16 protein-coding genes are annotated in these 14,440 nt (G+C 43.3%); 8 read left to right on the plus strand and 8 right to left on the minus strand.

Features of this window, described 5'->3' with window-relative positions; translation table 11 throughout:
• Window positions 1-89: 89 nt before the first annotated feature.
• A complete protein-coding gene (locus HMPREF0623_RS08605) occupies window positions 90-1,022 on the minus strand; it encodes an alpha/beta hydrolase (protein ID WP_004166728.1) in 933 nt (310 codons plus the stop codon).
• Window positions 1,023-1,197: 175 nt separating this feature from the next.
• On the opposite strand from HMPREF0623_RS08605, the gene HMPREF0623_RS08610 reads away from it, so the two are divergent.
• From HMPREF0623_RS08610 to HMPREF0623_RS08620, 3 genes are all read left to right on the plus strand, one after another.
• The gene (locus tag HMPREF0623_RS08610; protein WP_002830039.1) at window positions 1,198-1,617 is read left to right on the plus strand and encodes a helix-turn-helix domain-containing protein; all 420 of its coding nucleotides are present in this window, start codon (window positions 1,198-1,200) and stop codon (window positions 1,615-1,617) included.
• 3 nt (window positions 1,618-1,620) lie between these two features.
• Window positions 1,621-2,472: a hypothetical protein gene (locus HMPREF0623_RS08615; protein WP_004166729.1), complete on the plus strand. Its 852-nt coding sequence runs from the start codon at window positions 1,621-1,623 to the stop codon at window positions 2,470-2,472.
• A 337-nt stretch (window positions 2,473-2,809) separates the two neighbouring features.
• Window positions 2,810-3,454 carry a DedA family protein gene (locus tag HMPREF0623_RS08620; protein ID WP_002830041.1) on the plus strand — a complete coding sequence of 215 codons (645 nt, stop codon included), beginning with the start codon at window positions 2,810-2,812 and terminating at the stop codon, window positions 3,452-3,454.
• A 34-nt stretch (window positions 3,455-3,488) separates the two neighbouring features.
• Here the strand turns inward: HMPREF0623_RS08620 and HMPREF0623_RS08625 are convergent, their stop codons facing one another.
• The 3 genes from HMPREF0623_RS08625 to HMPREF0623_RS08635 are packed head-to-tail and all read right to left on the minus strand — an operon-like array spanning window position 3,489 to window position 4,858.
• Window positions 3,489-3,719, minus strand: a complete 231-nt coding sequence (locus HMPREF0623_RS08625; RefSeq protein WP_002831060.1) for a hypothetical protein — start codon at window positions 3,717-3,719, stop codon at window positions 3,489-3,491.
• Window positions 3,706-4,380, minus strand: coding sequence for a L,D-transpeptidase (locus HMPREF0623_RS08630; RefSeq protein WP_004166730.1), 675 nt, complete (start codon window positions 4,378-4,380; stop codon window positions 3,706-3,708). Before HMPREF0623_RS08630 ends, HMPREF0623_RS08625 begins: the two co-directional genes overlap by 14 nt.
• Window positions 4,381-4,393: 13 nt before the next feature.
• On the minus strand, window positions 4,394-4,858 hold the full coding sequence (locus HMPREF0623_RS08635; protein WP_004166731.1) for a hypothetical protein: 465 nt from the start codon (window positions 4,856-4,858) through the stop codon (window positions 4,394-4,396).
• A 125-nt stretch (window positions 4,859-4,983) separates the two neighbouring features.
• Here HMPREF0623_RS08635 and HMPREF0623_RS08640 point away from each other — a divergent pair, with 125 nt between their 5' ends.
• Complete coding sequence (locus tag HMPREF0623_RS08640) at window positions 4,984-5,847, plus strand: NAD(P)-dependent oxidoreductase (RefSeq protein WP_004166732.1); 864 nt, start codon at window positions 4,984-4,986, stop codon at window positions 5,845-5,847.
• A gap of 72 nt (window positions 5,848-5,919) precedes the next feature.
• Here HMPREF0623_RS08640 and HMPREF0623_RS08645 read toward each other — a convergent pair whose 3' ends face one another.
• A complete protein-coding gene (locus HMPREF0623_RS08645) occupies window positions 5,920-6,810 on the minus strand; it encodes a LysR family transcriptional regulator (RefSeq protein WP_004166733.1) in 891 nt (296 codons plus the stop codon).
• A 117-nt stretch (window positions 6,811-6,927) separates the two neighbouring features.
• Between HMPREF0623_RS08645 and HMPREF0623_RS08650 the strand changes: the two genes are divergently transcribed.
• Window positions 6,928-7,665, plus strand: coding sequence for a DUF554 domain-containing protein (locus tag HMPREF0623_RS08650; protein WP_004166734.1), 738 nt, complete (start codon window positions 6,928-6,930; stop codon window positions 7,663-7,665).
• 164 nt (window positions 7,666-7,829) lie between these two features.
• On the opposite strand, the gene scrK is transcribed toward HMPREF0623_RS08650, so the two are convergent.
• A complete protein-coding gene (gene scrK, locus HMPREF0623_RS08655; RefSeq protein WP_002831050.1) occupies window positions 7,830-8,702 on the minus strand; it encodes a fructokinase ScrK in 873 nt (290 codons plus the stop codon).
• A gap of 223 nt (window positions 8,703-8,925) precedes the next feature.
• Between scrK and HMPREF0623_RS08660 the strand changes: the two genes are divergently transcribed.
• The 3 genes from HMPREF0623_RS08660 to HMPREF0623_RS08670 all read left to right on the plus strand — a co-directional run bounded on the left by HMPREF0623_RS08660 (window position 8,926) and on the right by HMPREF0623_RS08670 (window position 10,986).
• Entirely contained in the window at window positions 8,926-9,387 is a 462-nt protein-coding gene (locus HMPREF0623_RS08660) for a universal stress protein (protein WP_002830051.1), read from the plus strand.
• A 65-nt stretch (window positions 9,388-9,452) separates the two neighbouring features.
• A complete protein-coding gene (locus HMPREF0623_RS08665) occupies window positions 9,453-10,367 on the plus strand; it encodes an RluA family pseudouridine synthase (protein WP_004166735.1) in 915 nt (304 codons plus the stop codon).
• A 25-nt stretch (window positions 10,368-10,392) separates the two neighbouring features.
• Complete coding sequence (locus HMPREF0623_RS08670) at window positions 10,393-10,986, plus strand: NUDIX hydrolase N-terminal domain-containing protein (protein WP_002831046.1); 594 nt, start codon at window positions 10,393-10,395, stop codon at window positions 10,984-10,986.
• A gap of 121 nt (window positions 10,987-11,107) precedes the next feature.
• Here the strand turns inward: HMPREF0623_RS08670 and HMPREF0623_RS08675 are convergent, their stop codons facing one another.
• Together HMPREF0623_RS08675 and HMPREF0623_RS08680 are read right to left on the minus strand one after the other, a co-directional pair.
• Window positions 11,108-13,471 (minus strand): phosphoketolase family protein, encoded by a 2,364-nt coding sequence (locus HMPREF0623_RS08675; RefSeq protein WP_004166737.1) that lies wholly within the window; start codon window positions 13,469-13,471, stop codon window positions 11,108-11,110.
• Window positions 13,472-13,708: 237 nt separating this feature from the next.
• Window positions 13,709-14,431 (minus strand): GntR family transcriptional regulator, encoded by a 723-nt coding sequence (locus HMPREF0623_RS08680; protein WP_002830056.1) that lies wholly within the window; start codon window positions 14,429-14,431, stop codon window positions 13,709-13,711.
• Window positions 14,432-14,440 lie beyond the last annotated feature (9 nt).

Here is a 14,440-nt window from a genome sequence, read left to right on the forward strand (position 1 = left end):
CGATTCTTTTAAGACTTTTTTTCTTTTTACAAATTTATTCACACTTTGTCTGGGTGCGTAGTTTTCAACATTCCTTGTTGAAAAATCTGCTAAACGTTCTTTTCTAAAAATTGCTTAACTCGGTCGCGGTATTGCTGATAGTCCGTTTGCATAGCCTTCGCGTGCCCCGCGTCCTTCACCACGTACTTTTCTTTAGGCCCCTTCGTGGCAGCGTACAGCTGGTCAATCATTTTGGTAGGAACAAAGTCATCTTTTCCACCGTGAATGAACATCATCGGTTGATGATTTTTTGCCAATTGCTTCATGGCACTAGCTTCGCCATAACTGTAGCCCGCCCGAACCTTCGAAATTAAACTAACCGTCGGTACCAGTGGCCACTTCGGGAGGTGGTACATCGATTTGGCTTGGTAAGTAATTTCATCTTCCACGCTCGTATAACCACAATCCTCGATGTACGCCTTCACCTGGTGCGGAACGTCAGGCTCCCCACTGATCATCATCGTGGTTGCACCACCCATGCTAACCCCGTACATCACCAGCTTTTGATGTTCGCCCTTCTCACGCAATAGTTTGTTCATCCATTTGATATAGTCACGCCGGTCTAACCAACCGTATCCAATTAGCTTCCCCTCGCTATTACCGTGAGCCCGATCATCCGGAGCCAGTACGTTATAACCTAAATCATGAAACATGGCTGCCGGGGCGCCTTCACCGTCTTTATTTTGTAGAAAACCATGCGCTAAAATGACCGTTTTATTTGTGGGATGGGCCGCTGGAATGTAATAAGCTTCCAGCTTCAAGTTACCGGACGCCGATTTCATCGTCCACTTTTCCTTTTTTACCCGTTGATACCATAATTTTTGGGTCCGCAACGGATCGTTTTTAGTGATTTTTCCGTCGTTCTTAATAAAACTTTTGGTACCGCGAACTTCCGCAACGTGGAAAAAATACATCCCCGCGCCTAAGTCCACCACGAGCAAAACCGCTAGTACCACCAAAAGCCATTTCCAAAATTTTTTCATCGTATTCCTCCTAAACCAACTTTTTTAGTATAGCGTTTTTTTTACTGTCCTTGGCGGAAAATTACGCTAATCCCGAATTTGGCCCCAATTTGCTTGTGACATTTACTTTAATTTGTCGCATACCCTCGAACTGTATTAAAATAGGTCTAGAATATTATTCACAGGAGGACGGTCTATGTTTCCAGAACGTTTGCGCGCTTTACGCCACGGTAAGCACATCACTTTGGAGGTGCTTGCTCAAGAATTAAATGAATTATTTCCGGATGAAAATCCAAACACCGCTAATCAAATTGGGAATTGGGAACGGGGAATCCGCACCCCATCCTATCTGGAAGTGAAAAAATTAGCCGAATATTTCGACGTAAGCATGGACTATCTGTGTGGTCGCTCCGCGCTTAACGCCTATGATTTAAGCAAACTATTCCTATCTGGCCGTCAATTAAGCTTTGATCATAAAACGTTGAGTAGTGACGACCGCTACGAAGTTTTTCAATTAATCAACGGCTATTTCCACGGTAAGAAACGACGCCCAATTAACTCATCCACGGAACAAGAAGAGCTTGATTTAAATTGGCAGAAAAGGAACGATGACTAAGCAATGAACCCGAAAAAATTGAAAAAGCTTCGGCGACAATTAAAAAAGGCGCAAACAACGCAATCGTCTGATCGTTACCTTCGCCAATTAACCAATTATCGCAATTTATTTAAAGATTATGGTTCAATTGTTTTTTTGATTAACCAAGTATTGGAAAGCGAGCGTTTAATTCGACAAAATCTATTGCCCCAGCAATTGCCGCTTTTAGAATTGCCCGACGACGTTCAAGAACAAATTTTTAACCGCCTCAAAGAACGCTTTCCGTTAGGTGATCCGCGGGGAGATCGTCTTTGGGAAAAATTAACTCGCGAACTACCCAAGTTAGATAAACTTTTGCGTTCGTACCGGGATTTCTTGGAAGAAAGGTACGGAATGTGGGCTTACATTTCCGCACCGTTAATTAACGATCTTACCGCCTATTTAGCCGGACGTCCCACCCTAGAAATCATGGCTGGCAACGGCTATATTAGTCACGGATTGCGGATGAAAGACCAGCCCATAATTGCTACAGACTCGCTTGCGTGGCAATCCGAAAATGAAACTGGTCGACATTTGGTGACCGAAGTGGAGCCTTTGGATGCCCTCGCTGCCATCGAAAAGTATGGCCCGCAAGTTGATTACGTAATTATGGCTTGGGCTCCCGATGGGCTGGACATTGATGTCCAAGTTTTGAAAAAACTGCGTAGTTTGCCTAACCAGCCCCTATTAATCTGCATTGGCGAACAAAACGGCGCCACCAACAGTAACGAGTTTTGGCAAATTGCTCAATTGGTTGAACCACAAGCCGCTGCTAAGTTAAACCAACATTTTCAGCCGTTTGATTTAATTCATGACCAAGTATACCTAATCAAATAAACTAAAAAAGCGGACAAAAAAGACCATGACGTAACCGAAATTACGTCATGGTCTTTTATAAACCGGTCATCAGCAAAATTGCTGAATTGGTCGTTGAGTGGCTCACACACCCAAATTGACCCACACCTACAAAATCCGGTAGTTAATGTGTGCCGGTGAAATGGTCACTAGTCGCCGCAGCGAAACAGCCGAAGCTGCCTGACCCATCTCGACTCATCGCATGTAACTAATGTATCACAAAAATGGTTGCACAACAACCAGCTTGGACCTAAAAATTGCAATCTCGCCCAAAAAACTCTATCATGAGACTACCATAAAAACGATAAGGAGGTGTACGATGCTAAATTTAATTTGGGGATTTCTAATTCATCCGTTATCCTACCTAACCCCCTTAACAACCCAATTAAATCAGTGGGTTTACTTGATCTTGTTTATCTGGATATTCTTGGAAACTGCCTTTATTTTCTTCTCTTTTTTACCGGGGCAATCCGTTTTATTCTTAACTGGAACGATTGCTTCTACGGCCCCAGCACATTTAAATATTTTTCTGTTGCTGCTAACTTTCATCGCTGCCGCAACTACCGGAGCCATGGTTAAGTATTGGTACGGTGTGAATTTGGAATCGAAAAATAAAATCGCTCAAAAAATCAGCGATTCTCCGCAGTTAGATCAAACCCAAAAGCTGTTTGATAAGAACACTAAAAAATCGCTGGTCTTTTCCCGGTTCATCCCCTTCGTGGGATTGTTCGTTCCCATTATTGCGGGAACGACCCAGATGGATTGGCGCCGTTTCAATAAGCTCAACTTCGCCGGCGTGTTACTGTGGGTATTGACTTGCTGTTTTGCCGGTTACTTCTTCGGTCGCACCGCTTTTGTTCGCCAATACTTCACCTTAATTTTCCTAATGCTAATTTTCGTTCCGTTCATGATCGAATTAATTTGGCGCAAAATAAAAGGACGGGTTCAAACCGATGCCACCTAACAATTACTCAGGTGGTTCCGGGAACCCGTCTTTTTTATTTGCGTAATTTAATTTCTAAAGCACGTAAGCCAAAAATAATTACTAGGTAAAGTACCATCACGCCAAGGATGGTACCAAAGCCAATGAAGGTAGTGTGCAAAACTAAACGACCAATGATTTTCACCACTAACAGCAGTCCTAACAAAAGTCCTAGGCCCCACCCTACTTCTACAATAAAATGTCGGGGCCGGTGTAGCCATTCTTGAATCATCTTAATGTATTTCAACTTTCATACCCTCCGGAACGTTCTTATAAATCCATTTTGCATCTGGAACCGATAACCTTACACAGCCATGTGATTGAGCTTCCTTACCCAGTTGTTGCGCTTCTTTAGGGATAAATTTACCGTTCTTATCCGTCGGAACGGTGTGGAAAAGGTAAATCCCGTGATCCTTAAACGAAACCCAGTACTTAGCCCCTTCCTTAGAAGCCGCGTTATAGAAGAAGTCGCCCCGTTCTTTTTGGATGTGGAAAGTTCCGGTTGGGGTCGGACTATCCTTGGATCCGGTAGATGCGTACATGGTGTATAAGACATTTTTTCCGTCCATTACGTAAACCCGTTGCTTGGCAATGGAAACCTTCAAGTAAGCCTGGGGATGCTTATCTAAATCAGGGTATTCATTTTTTTGCGAGGACTTTTTCCAATTTACGGGGTTCATTTTCGTCTTGGTAGAAGCTTTCGCCGTTTCTGCCGTGGGGGCTTCATCCCCAGCTAGTCCGGTATCCTTGGCCGAACTTTTGGGTAAAGCCTTTTGCTTAGCTGATTTTTGTAGTTCAACTTTAGCATCGTGGCGAACTTGTTTTTGGTATGCTCGTGCGCTAGTAAAAACCGCCCCCACAAATAAGACGATTGCCAAACCAATAATCAATTCAAATCTTCTTTTCATAATCTCCCTCCTGCTATTCGGTAGTCGATTTTGCAGCTGGTTGATCTAAGCGTTCAAACTGTTCTTTAACCCAGTCCCGGAAATTTAAACGTAAGTCCGGGTTGTCATTTAGCAGATCATCCGCCGTTCCAATTTGATCAATTCGTAAATGTGAAGAATTAATCTTCTCAGCTTCGATGACTGCATATACGTTCAAATCGTATTCTTGGCCAGCCTCGGTTAATTTTTCGACGGCTGCGGGGTATAATAGCGGTAGGTTAATTACGTTTGATTGTAACTTAATCACCACGTCTTTGTTAACGTTGATGACCGCTTCGGCAATTCCGTGCTGGTTAACCGCCGTTTTTAAGTAGTTAAACGCCTCATCTGCACCGGTCCCGTCAGCTTTTTTAAGCGTTGCTTTTCCGATTTTAAACGTTTGACTGGCAAAGTCGCCCGCTTTTAAGGTTTGAATCACGTCGTTGGCTAGAATTTTCATTTTATCCCTCACTAGTTAAGTTTCTAAATAAAAGTTTAACATTCATAACTCGTTTTTTACATACATACATTGTTTTCCCATTGCGCTGATTTAATGCGCTTGATTTAAGACAGGAGGAAATTTACATGAAAATTGGATTTATCGGTACTGGAGTAATGGGTACGGGAATTATTAATAATTTGTTAAAGCACCATCATCAGGTATTTGTCTACAACCGGACTAAGGCTCACGCCCAAGAAGTAATTGACCACGGGGCAATTTGGGTTGACTCGCCCGCTCAGTTGACCACCCAAGCACCCATCGTCATTACCATGGTTGGTTTCCCGCAAGACGTTAAGGAAATTTACTTTGGGGAAAACGGTATTTTTACAACGTTGAAAGCCGACCAGTTAGTTGTTGATATGACCACCAGTTCACCAACCCTCGCTGAAGAAATTGGTCACCGGGCTGAAGAAATCGGGGCGTTGGCACTCGATGCTCCCGTTTCTGGCGGTGACATTGGTGCTAAAAACGCTACCTTAACCGTCATGGCTGGCGGGCACCAGGAGGCGTTTAAAAAAATGGAACCCCTCTTCCCCGAAATTTCACAAGCGGCGAATTACTTTGGGGACTTTGGTACCGGACAACACGCTAAGATGGCTAACCAAATCATGATTGCCGGCACGATGACCGGCTTAACTGAAATGCTGGTTTACGCGAAGGCCGCTAATTTAGATTTACAAAAAGTCTTAGATACCGTTTCCCACGGAAGCGCCGATAACTGGAGCCTGGATAATTACGTACCGCGGATTCTGAAGAATGATTACACGCCGGGATTCTTTGCTAAACACTTTTTAAAGGACCTCAACATCACCTTAACCGAAGCTAAGCGAATGCACATTGATTTACCAGCCACTCGTTTAGCCACCCAGCTTTACGACAATTTAGTTAATGCTCAAGGTCTTGGCGACGACGGTACCCAAGCTTTAATCAAACTATGGTGGAAATAACCCCGAGCTTCTTAAATTAAACAACCCTCACAACTAGGTGGACACCTTGCTGTGAGGGTTATTTTTTACCTGCTATTTTTTTGCTTGCTCAATTTCCCGTTTTGCAAAGTCCCAAAACAGATTAACCACTGGTGCAGTCCGGTCCCTTCTTTTTAAGAAGACTAGGCGACTACAGATTTCAGGAACCAGTGGTACGGCCTTGACGTTATCAAAACCCGTCAAATCAAACGACTTGTTCATCACTACCGAAACGCCCATCCCTTGGTTTAACATTTCTAAAATCAAATCAATTCGCTGTCCTTCATAAACAATCCGCGGAGTAACTAACGAACGTTTCAAAACTTCGTTTAAGGGGTTCGCAACGGTAATTGTGTTCCGGAGTAAAAGGAGCTGTTGGTCCTTGATCATCTCAATGCTTAGTTGTTTAGCTTGCGCCAACGGACTATTCTTCGGCACCAACACCACGTAATGGTCTGTTTCGTTAACGATTGTGTCATAGCGCGGATCGTTATCCTCGTAAATTCGAGTAAAAATCACGTCAACGTCCTGCCGTTTTAAATCTTCATTTAGGTCCGGCACCTCCGCTTCACTGAACTTCAGTTTTACGTTCGGATACTGGCTAGTAAATTTAGTAATGATGTTAAAAGCTTGGTACTGGGCAATGGAAGCAATTCCGTGAATAACTAGCGTCTGAGCGTGGTTGGCGTTTGCGATTGCCACCGTGGTTTGTAATTCTTTTTCCTGTCGCAATAATTGTTGAACCGCGGGCAAAATCTTTTTTCCTGCCGCGGTTAACTGTACTTGCCGGTGAGCGCGCGAAAAAAGCTTAACGTCCCATTCCTTTTCTAAAGTCATGATGTGTTTTGACACGGTTGATTGCGACAAAAATAACCTTTCCGCAGTCTCGCTGTAACTTTGGGTTTCTGCCAAGTCAACCAACGTCGTTAATTTTTTTGTATCCATTGCTTTCTCCCGACCTATTCCTATTTGGAATATTTTAGCACATAAAAAGGAATTGCGCTTTTCCGAGTCAATGACTAAACTAATCTTTTGTGAGTAAAAAAAGAGGGAGGATTTAATTTGCCAATTGGAATCATAGTTAACGTTTCAGCAATTTTCTTTGGGGGAATCATTGGGGCCTTAAGTGGCGGCGCGATGTCCGAACGGTTCAAAGAAGGTCTAAACATGGCCTTTGGGATTTGTTCCATGACCATGGGAATTTACGCAATTGCCCCCATGAAAAACTTAGCCGCGGTAATTTTCGCGGTAATCATCGGAACTGGATTGGGTCTCCTATTCCGACTCGGCGTGTTAATTAACCGGGGCGCAGAAAATATGCAACGTCTCATTTCACGCTTGCTCCCCTCCAATAAAACGGGTAACGGTAGTTGGGACAAGATCACTTACGACGCTAATTTGGTTACCGTAATCGTCCTTTTCTGTGCGAGCGGAACTGGTATTTACGGTTCTTTGATTGAAGGAATGAGTGGTGATCCGTCGATTTTAATTTCCAAAGCAATTTTGGATTTCTTTACGGCATTGATTTTTGCGGCCAATTTAGGATACGTGGTTTCCTTAATTGCGATCCCGCTTTTAATCATTCTAACTGCCCTATTCCTCGCTGCTCACGTGATCTTCCCCCTCACCACCCCAGATATGATTCTGGACTTTAAAGCTGGAGGCGGAGTTTTAATGTTAGCGAGCGGTTTCCGAATTATCCAAGTTAAGATGTTCCCAACTGCCGACATGATCCCGATTATGATCGTTATCATGCCAATTTCTTGGTTATGGACCAACGTGATTTTACCGCTGCTATAGGAAATTTTTGAACGATATCCCACACTCAGTACTAAAAAATAATAGTCGCCTAGCTACTGCACAACCAAGCAGTAGTTAAGCGACTATTTTTATTTCAAGTCCTTACGTTGCATTGTTTAAATCGTAAAACCAATTGAACAGTCTGTTTCTAGCAAAAAAGCTTATTAAACTTCTAATAATTTTTCAGCTAACGCAAAGTTACCCAGGGTGGCTGAACCATTATTGGCAACTTCCGGCATCACGAGGTACTTATCAAGATCCGGAACTTGTACGTAGCCATTCAAGAGTTCTTTAAATGATTTGCGAACCTTCTCCAAGAAATCCGGGTTGGTTACCCCGCCACCAAAAACGATCTTTCCCGGACGTAGCGTAAGGGTCGTTTGAATAGCGGCTTGTGCCGTATAGTAAGCCATAATGTCCCAGACGGGATCTGAATGCGGAACTTCTGCGCCCTTAACGCCTAAGCGAGCCTCAAACGTTGGCCCAGCAACCAATCCTTCTAAACAGTCCCCGTGGTACGGGCAAACACCCTTAAAATCTAGATCGTCAGGGTGCCGCTTTACTAAAACATGGCCCATTTCAGGATGACCGATTCCCCCGATCAAGTGGCCGTTCACGATTGCTCCCGCACCCACACCGGTACCAATTGTATAATACGTCAACGAATTGATTTTTTCGTTAGCGAGGGTAGCCATTACGTATTCCCCGTACGCCGAACCATTGACGTCGGTAGTCCAAAAAATCGGAATATCAAATTCCTTTTTAATGTACCCTACAAAATCCGTATCCGCCCAACCTGGCTTTGGCGTAGTGGTTACATAGCCATACTTTGGCGAACTGTGCCGAATTTCAATTGGTCCAAACGACGCAATGCTTAACGCCGCAATGTCAAATTTTTTAAAGTAATCGACCGTTCGTTGTAAGGTTTCCTCCGGAGTAGTCGTTGGAAATTGCGTTTGATCCTGTACTTGATAATTTTCATTTCCCACGGCACACACAAATTTGGTACCGCCGGCTTCAATACTACCCAATAACATTATGTATCGCTCCTAATTTAAATTAGCATGGGGAACCATTCCCCGTTGCCCGTTTACCATACCAATATACCACTGTTTCGGGCGTTGTAATAAACCGATTTCATTTTTTGTTTCTTTACCTTTGCCAAAGCGAAAATATCCAGAATTTAAAGGTAAAAAGGCTTACAATTCATTTTGAAAATGATATTATTAGTATAAGAAATGATGATTGGATGGTGGGAACATGCTACAACAATACAAAAATATCTTGGCACCTGTTGACGGTTCAAAAATGACAGAGGTTGTCGTTGACCGGGCAATTGAAGTTGCTAAACGGAATAACACTCATCTAGATATCCTAAATGTCTTAGAAGTTAACCAATTTAGTGACACCTATGGTGGAGCGGTTAGTGGAGATGTAATCTACAAGCTTTCTGAAGACGTCCAACATCGCTTAGAAGAACTAAAGAAAAGAGCTGAAGATGCTGGGGTTACCGACGTTAGCATTCATATCCGCTTTGGTAATCCTAAGCCGGTAATTGCTCGTGAATTTCCAAAGGATCACAAAAACGAATTGATTATGATTGGTTCTACTGGTTTAAACGCGCTAGAACGGCTAATGGTTGGTTCAGTTGCTACTTACGTAAGCCGGAACGCGGTTTGTGATGTGTTAGTAGTTAAACCCGAAAAGAAAGCCAAAAAATAATTAAGTATGTAAAAAAGCGGTCCATAATTTTATGGGTCGTTTTTTTATGGCAAAAAGGAGTTTTTATGACCTGGACGTACCATATTAAACTAGACCAATCTTATTCTCCCCAAACTTTACGAGAACTACTGCAAAAAACTTGGTGGCTTTCTCGGAAGGTCGTCCATTTTTTACGCACTGAACGCCGAGTTTTGGTAAACCAACGGTACCAACCGGTTAGCACCGTTGTCCGCACCGGAGACTTGATTTCGTTAACCTTCAAAGAAAGTGACTTTTCTACCCCGCTTCCGCCGTTTGACCCGGATTCTTCCCAAAGTCCTGACGTTTTGTTTGAAAATGACGACCTTCTTGTGGTTAATAAACCCGCGGGGATTAAAACACACGCTAACCAACCACACGAGTTGGGAAGCATGATTAACTTCTTACAGGCGTACTTTGCCAAGAAGGATTCCAACGCGTATAACGTTCATCGTTTGGACCAGTGGACTAGTGGCGCCCTTTTGGTAGCCAAAAATCCAGTTGTTGTCCCAATTCTTAGTCGGCAAATCAGTCAAAAATTAATTCAACGGACGTACTTGTGCATGGTAGAAGGTCACTTGAAAAGCCGTAGCGGAACCATCACGCTTCCCATTGGACTTGACCCTCACGACCAGCGTAAACGACAAATCAACGGTCCGGGAGCGCAACCGGCCACTACTCACTACCAAGTGGTTCGTGAATTTGTTGAACGGAGCCTACTACGCGTTCAGTTAGCAACCGGCCGTACCCACCAAATTCGGGTTCACCTTGCAGCCTTAGGACATCCTATCGTGGGAGACCCTTTGTATAATTCACTTGCTGACGGAGCTCCCATGCGGCTGCACTCTTGGCAAGTAAAATTTCCCTTACCCTTTAGCCAAAGTTGGCAAACGGTAACTGCACCGGTACCCAATTACTTTGGAATTTCGTTGGCTGAGCCAGCTTTTGATGTTGGAGATTAATTTGTAAGTAAAGGTGGCATCTATTTTGGAAGAACTTTTTTTCATTCGTCGAATATTAGCAATTAGCGAAGCTGGATTAGCTTACGCAAGCGATCGCTTTGATATCGAACGTTATCAAGATCTCCGTCAGCTTGCGATGCAACGTTTGAGTGAGCTTGGAAATGTGCAAGTAACCACCGTGGCGGAACTCTTTAAGGACGAGGCGGGGTATCCAACTCCCAAAGTGGACGTGCGAGCCTTTATTCGCCAAAAAAATCAGGTATTGCTCGTGGAAAACTCACACGGTGAATGGGCTCTCCCCGGCGGTTTTGCAGAAATTGGCTGGACCTTAAAAGAAAACGTCATTAAAGAAGTGCACGAAGAAACTGGGCTGACCGTAAACACGGCTACCCTTCGCGCTGTCTATGATACCTCCCTAAGAAAAGACGTCCCGCAAACTTTTCAGTATTATAAATTTATTTTCGCTTGTACAGTGGAAAGTGGTGAATTCGTTAAGAACAGTGAAACGGTTGCGATGCAATGGTTTGATAAAGACCAGCTTCCACCGCTTTCCATGAAGCGAACCACTCCTGAACAAATTGCACAATTATTTGACTCTGTAGATTTACACGTGGATTAACTTCTCTAAGCTCTTGTTTGCAATAGTTACTTCCATTATTACTACAACACAAAAAAGCTGAAAGCAGCCGCCCGTAAGGGCCTTTGCTTTCAGCTTTTATTGTTTAATCTTTAAGCTTTAATTATTTAACGTCTTTCCATACCCAGTCTTTAACTTCTGGAAGGTCGTCACCATGGTCACGAATGTATTCGTGATGGCGAGCAAGGATATTGTCCATTTCTTGGGCAAAGTCTGCACCCTTTTCGTTAAATTCTGAAATTGAGTTGATTACGTCTTGAGCCAAGTGGAAGCGGTCAAGTTCGTTAAGAACTCGCATATCAAACGGAGTAGTAATGTCCCCTTCTTCACGGTAACCATGAACGTGTAAGTTATGGTTGTGACGGTCAAAGAAGATTGAACGAATCAAGTCTTCGAAACCATGGAAGGCGAAGATTACTGGTTTGTCCTTAGTGAAGTAGCGATCGAATTCTTCGTCACTCAAGCCGTTAGGGTTAACCTTTGGACTTTGTAACTTCAATAGGTCAATAACATTGATAAAGCGAATCTTCAATTCTGGGAAGCGGTCGTGCAAGATGTTAATTGCAGCCAAGCTTTCCATGTTTGGTTCAGTACCAGCAGCAGCGATAACTACGTCTGGTTCTTCACCATTCGTGGTGCTTGCCCAGTCGATAATTCCCAAACCGTTGTTAGCAAGCATTTCTGCTTCAGCCATTGAGTAGAATTGTGGACGTGGTTGCTTAGATGCAATAATCAAGTTAACTTTACCACGATCGTTCATTACTAATGGGCTGATTGCTAACAATGAATTTGCGTCAGCTGGCAAGTATTCGCGAATGAATTCTGGTTTCTTTTCAGCTAAGTGAGTTAAGATACCTGGGTCTTGGTGAGTGTAACCATTATGATCTTGTTGGAAACTTGTTGAAGTTGAAACAATATTCAATGATGGGTAATCACGACGCCAGTCTAATTCAGAAGCCTTCCGTAACCACTTGAAGTGTTGGGTAAGCATTGAGTCAACTACCCGAAGGAATGCTTCATAACTAGTGAAGATTCCGTGACGACCAGTTAAGGTGTATGCTTCAAGCCAGCCTTCTGCAGAGTGTTCGGAAAGTTGTGCATCAAGAATGCGACCTTCTGGAGCAACTGCTTCATCCCAGTCCTTCTTAACTGAATCCATCCATTGACGGTTAGTTACTTCGAATAGGCCATAGAGACGGTTTGACATCGTTTCGTCAGGACCAAACATTCTGAAGTTCTTTGGATTCTTAGTAACCACGTCACGCAAGTAGTCGGACCATACCAACATATCTTGCTTCATGTTGAGACCACGCTTGCTTGTGTCAACCGCGTATTGACGGAAGTCAGGCAAGTTCAAGTCAGTTGGGTGAACCCCACCATTAGTGATTGGGTTAGCAGCCATCCGCTTGTCACCCTTTGGCACGAAGTCAAGAATGTCTTGGTCGATGTGACCATCTTCGTCAAACAATTCTTCTGGTTTGTATGACTTCATCCAGTCAACTAGTGCATCAACGTGTTCCATGTTGTTTTGGTCAACAGGAATTGGAATTTGGTGAGCACGGAAAGTACCTTCGATAACCTTACCGTCCCAAGTCTTTGGACCAGTCCAGCCCTTTGGTGAACGGAAGACGATTACTGGCCAGTATGGCAATGATTCGTCATGGTTTTCACGAGCATTCTTTTGAATTTCTTGGATCTTTTCGATTGCCTTGTCCATTACTTCAGCCATCTTAGGATCCATTGCTTCAGAATCGTCGCCTTCAACAAAGTATGGGTCCCAATGTTGACTGTGGAAGAATTCAGCTAATTCTTCATCCGTCATCCGGGAAGTAAGGGTTGGGTTACTCAACTTGTAACCGTTGATGTCCAAGATTGGCAATACCGCACCGTCAGTAATTGGGTTGATGAAACGGTTGTGGTTCCATGATGTTGCCAAAGGACCAGTTTCAGCTTCCCCATCACCAATTACTACTGCAGCAATTTGGTCTGGGTTATCTAAGATAGCACCCACACCGTGAGAAAGTGAGTAACCAAGTTCGCCACCTTCGTGGATTGAACCTGGTGTTACAGGAGCGGCATGAGAAGCAACCCCGCCTGGCCAAGAGAATTGTTTGAAGAGTTTCTTCATTCCTTCTTCGTCTTGGGTAATTGCTGGGTAAGCTTCAGTGTATGAACCGTCAAGGTATGAAGTAGAAACCATTACTTGTCCACCATGACCTGGTCCTTCGATATAGAACATGTTAACGCCGTACTTGTTAATAACCCGGTTCAAGTGAGCGTAAATGTAGTTTTGACCAGGAATCGTTCCCCAGTGTCCGATTGGGTGAACCTTAACGTCGGAGGCCTTAACGTCACGCTTCAATAATGGGTTGTCTTTTAAATACAATTGACCAACTGAGAGGTAGTTAGCTGCGCGCCAAAACTTTTCAAGTTTGTCAAAGTAAGCTTTAGATGAATAGTCTGTCATCGTAATCTTCCTTTCGTGAGCGAAAAACTGATTAATTAATTTACGAGATAAGTATAACCGCTTTCTCGAAAAAGGTCAATCATTTTATAAATTGATACGGTCCAATTTTTTGAAAATAAAAATAGCCGCGTACAAACAGCGCCGTTACAACGATTATGGAGGTTCTAAAAACCTCCTTTGTGCTGCATACTCGGTTAAAAATGGTAATTTACCGTTATTTATTTTAAAAAATTAAACCTAATCTACTGATACAAACGTGCTGTAATTCATATGCCGGTAATGAATTCGCATATTTGAAATTTCAAAGGGGGTTCCGTCATCCATGAAAAAAATTCCGGACATAATGCCGACCGGTTCGTTAGCAGTTAATCCTAGTAATTCTTGGTCCTCTTGGTTAGAAGGAGCTACTTGAATCGACATATATGAACGGGTTACTTGTTGTCCCTTCGCGTCTTCCAAGTAATTAAAAATTGATTTTTCCACAATGGCCTTGGATAATTCTGGCGCGATTTTAATGGGGATGTAGCCCGTTTCAATCATGATCGGCTCCTCATCTAATAAGCGCAGGCGCCGAATTTTATAGACAAAATCCCCGTCATTTAAGAACAGGTCGGTCTTCATGCTCTTAGTGGCTGGAATCACGGAAAAATCTAGCACCTTAATTCCCTGCTTTTTTCCGTTGGATTTCAAACTGTCGGTAATTCCGATGTTGGAACCTTCGTAATTAAACGATGACTGGCTCTTTAAGTACAGCGGATTGATAAAGGTTCCCGATCCCCGTTTTTTAAACACAATCCCCTCTTGCGCCATCGAGCTAAGCGCCCGCTTTACGGAACTACGGCTAACGTTATATTCTGCCGTTAAAGAGCGTTCGTCTGGCAAACGCATTGACGGAAATTCATTATTAAAGATACGTTTTTTCAAATCATGGATGATTTTTCGGTAAATCAGATCTTTCATTAAATTATC

The organism is Pediococcus acidilactici DSM 20284, assembly GCF_000146325.1.
GTDB lineage: Bacteria > Bacillota > Bacilli > Lactobacillales > Lactobacillaceae > Pediococcus > Pediococcus acidilactici.

Bases quoted from the DNA above. Each gene is read 5' to 3' on its own strand.
- HMPREF0623_RS08615 (WP_004166729.1), top strand. From the start codon at position 1,621: ATGAACCCGAAAAAATTGAAAAAGCTTCGGCGACAATTAAAAAAGGCG.
- HMPREF0623_RS08680 (WP_002830056.1), bottom strand. From the start codon at position 14,431: ATGAAAGATCTGATTTACCGAAAAATCATCCATGATTTGAAAAAACGT.
- HMPREF0623_RS08610 (WP_002830039.1), top strand. From the start codon at position 1,198: ATGTTTCCAGAACGTTTGCGCGCTTTACGCCACGGTAAGCACATCACT.
- HMPREF0623_RS08605 (WP_004166728.1), bottom strand. From the start codon at position 1,022: ATGAAAAAATTTTGGAAATGGCTTTTGGTGGTACTAGCGGTTTTGCTC.
- HMPREF0623_RS08665 (WP_004166735.1), top strand. From the start codon at position 9,453: ATGACCTGGACGTACCATATTAAACTAGACCAATCTTATTCTCCCCAA.
- HMPREF0623_RS08635 (WP_004166731.1), bottom strand. From the start codon at position 4,858: ATGAAAATTCTAGCCAACGACGTGATTCAAACCTTAAAAGCGGGCGAC.
- HMPREF0623_RS08620 (WP_002830041.1), top strand. From the start codon at position 2,810: ATGCTAAATTTAATTTGGGGATTTCTAATTCATCCGTTATCCTACCTA.
- HMPREF0623_RS08640 (WP_004166732.1), top strand. From the start codon at position 4,984: ATGAAAATTGGATTTATCGGTACTGGAGTAATGGGTACGGGAATTATT.
- scrK (WP_002831050.1), bottom strand. From the start codon at position 8,702: ATGTTATTGGGTAGTATTGAAGCCGGCGGTACCAAATTTGTGTGTGCC.
- HMPREF0623_RS08675 (WP_004166737.1), bottom strand. From the start codon at position 13,471: ATGACAGACTATTCATCTAAAGCTTACTTTGACAAACTTGAAAAGTTT.
- HMPREF0623_RS08630 (WP_004166730.1), bottom strand. From the start codon at position 4,380: ATGAAAAGAAGATTTGAATTGATTATTGGTTTGGCAATCGTCTTATTT.
- HMPREF0623_RS08660 (WP_002830051.1), top strand. From the start codon at position 8,926: ATGCTACAACAATACAAAAATATCTTGGCACCTGTTGACGGTTCAAAA.
- HMPREF0623_RS08645 (WP_004166733.1), bottom strand. From the start codon at position 6,810: ATGGATACAAAAAAATTAACGACGTTGGTTGACTTGGCAGAAACCCAA.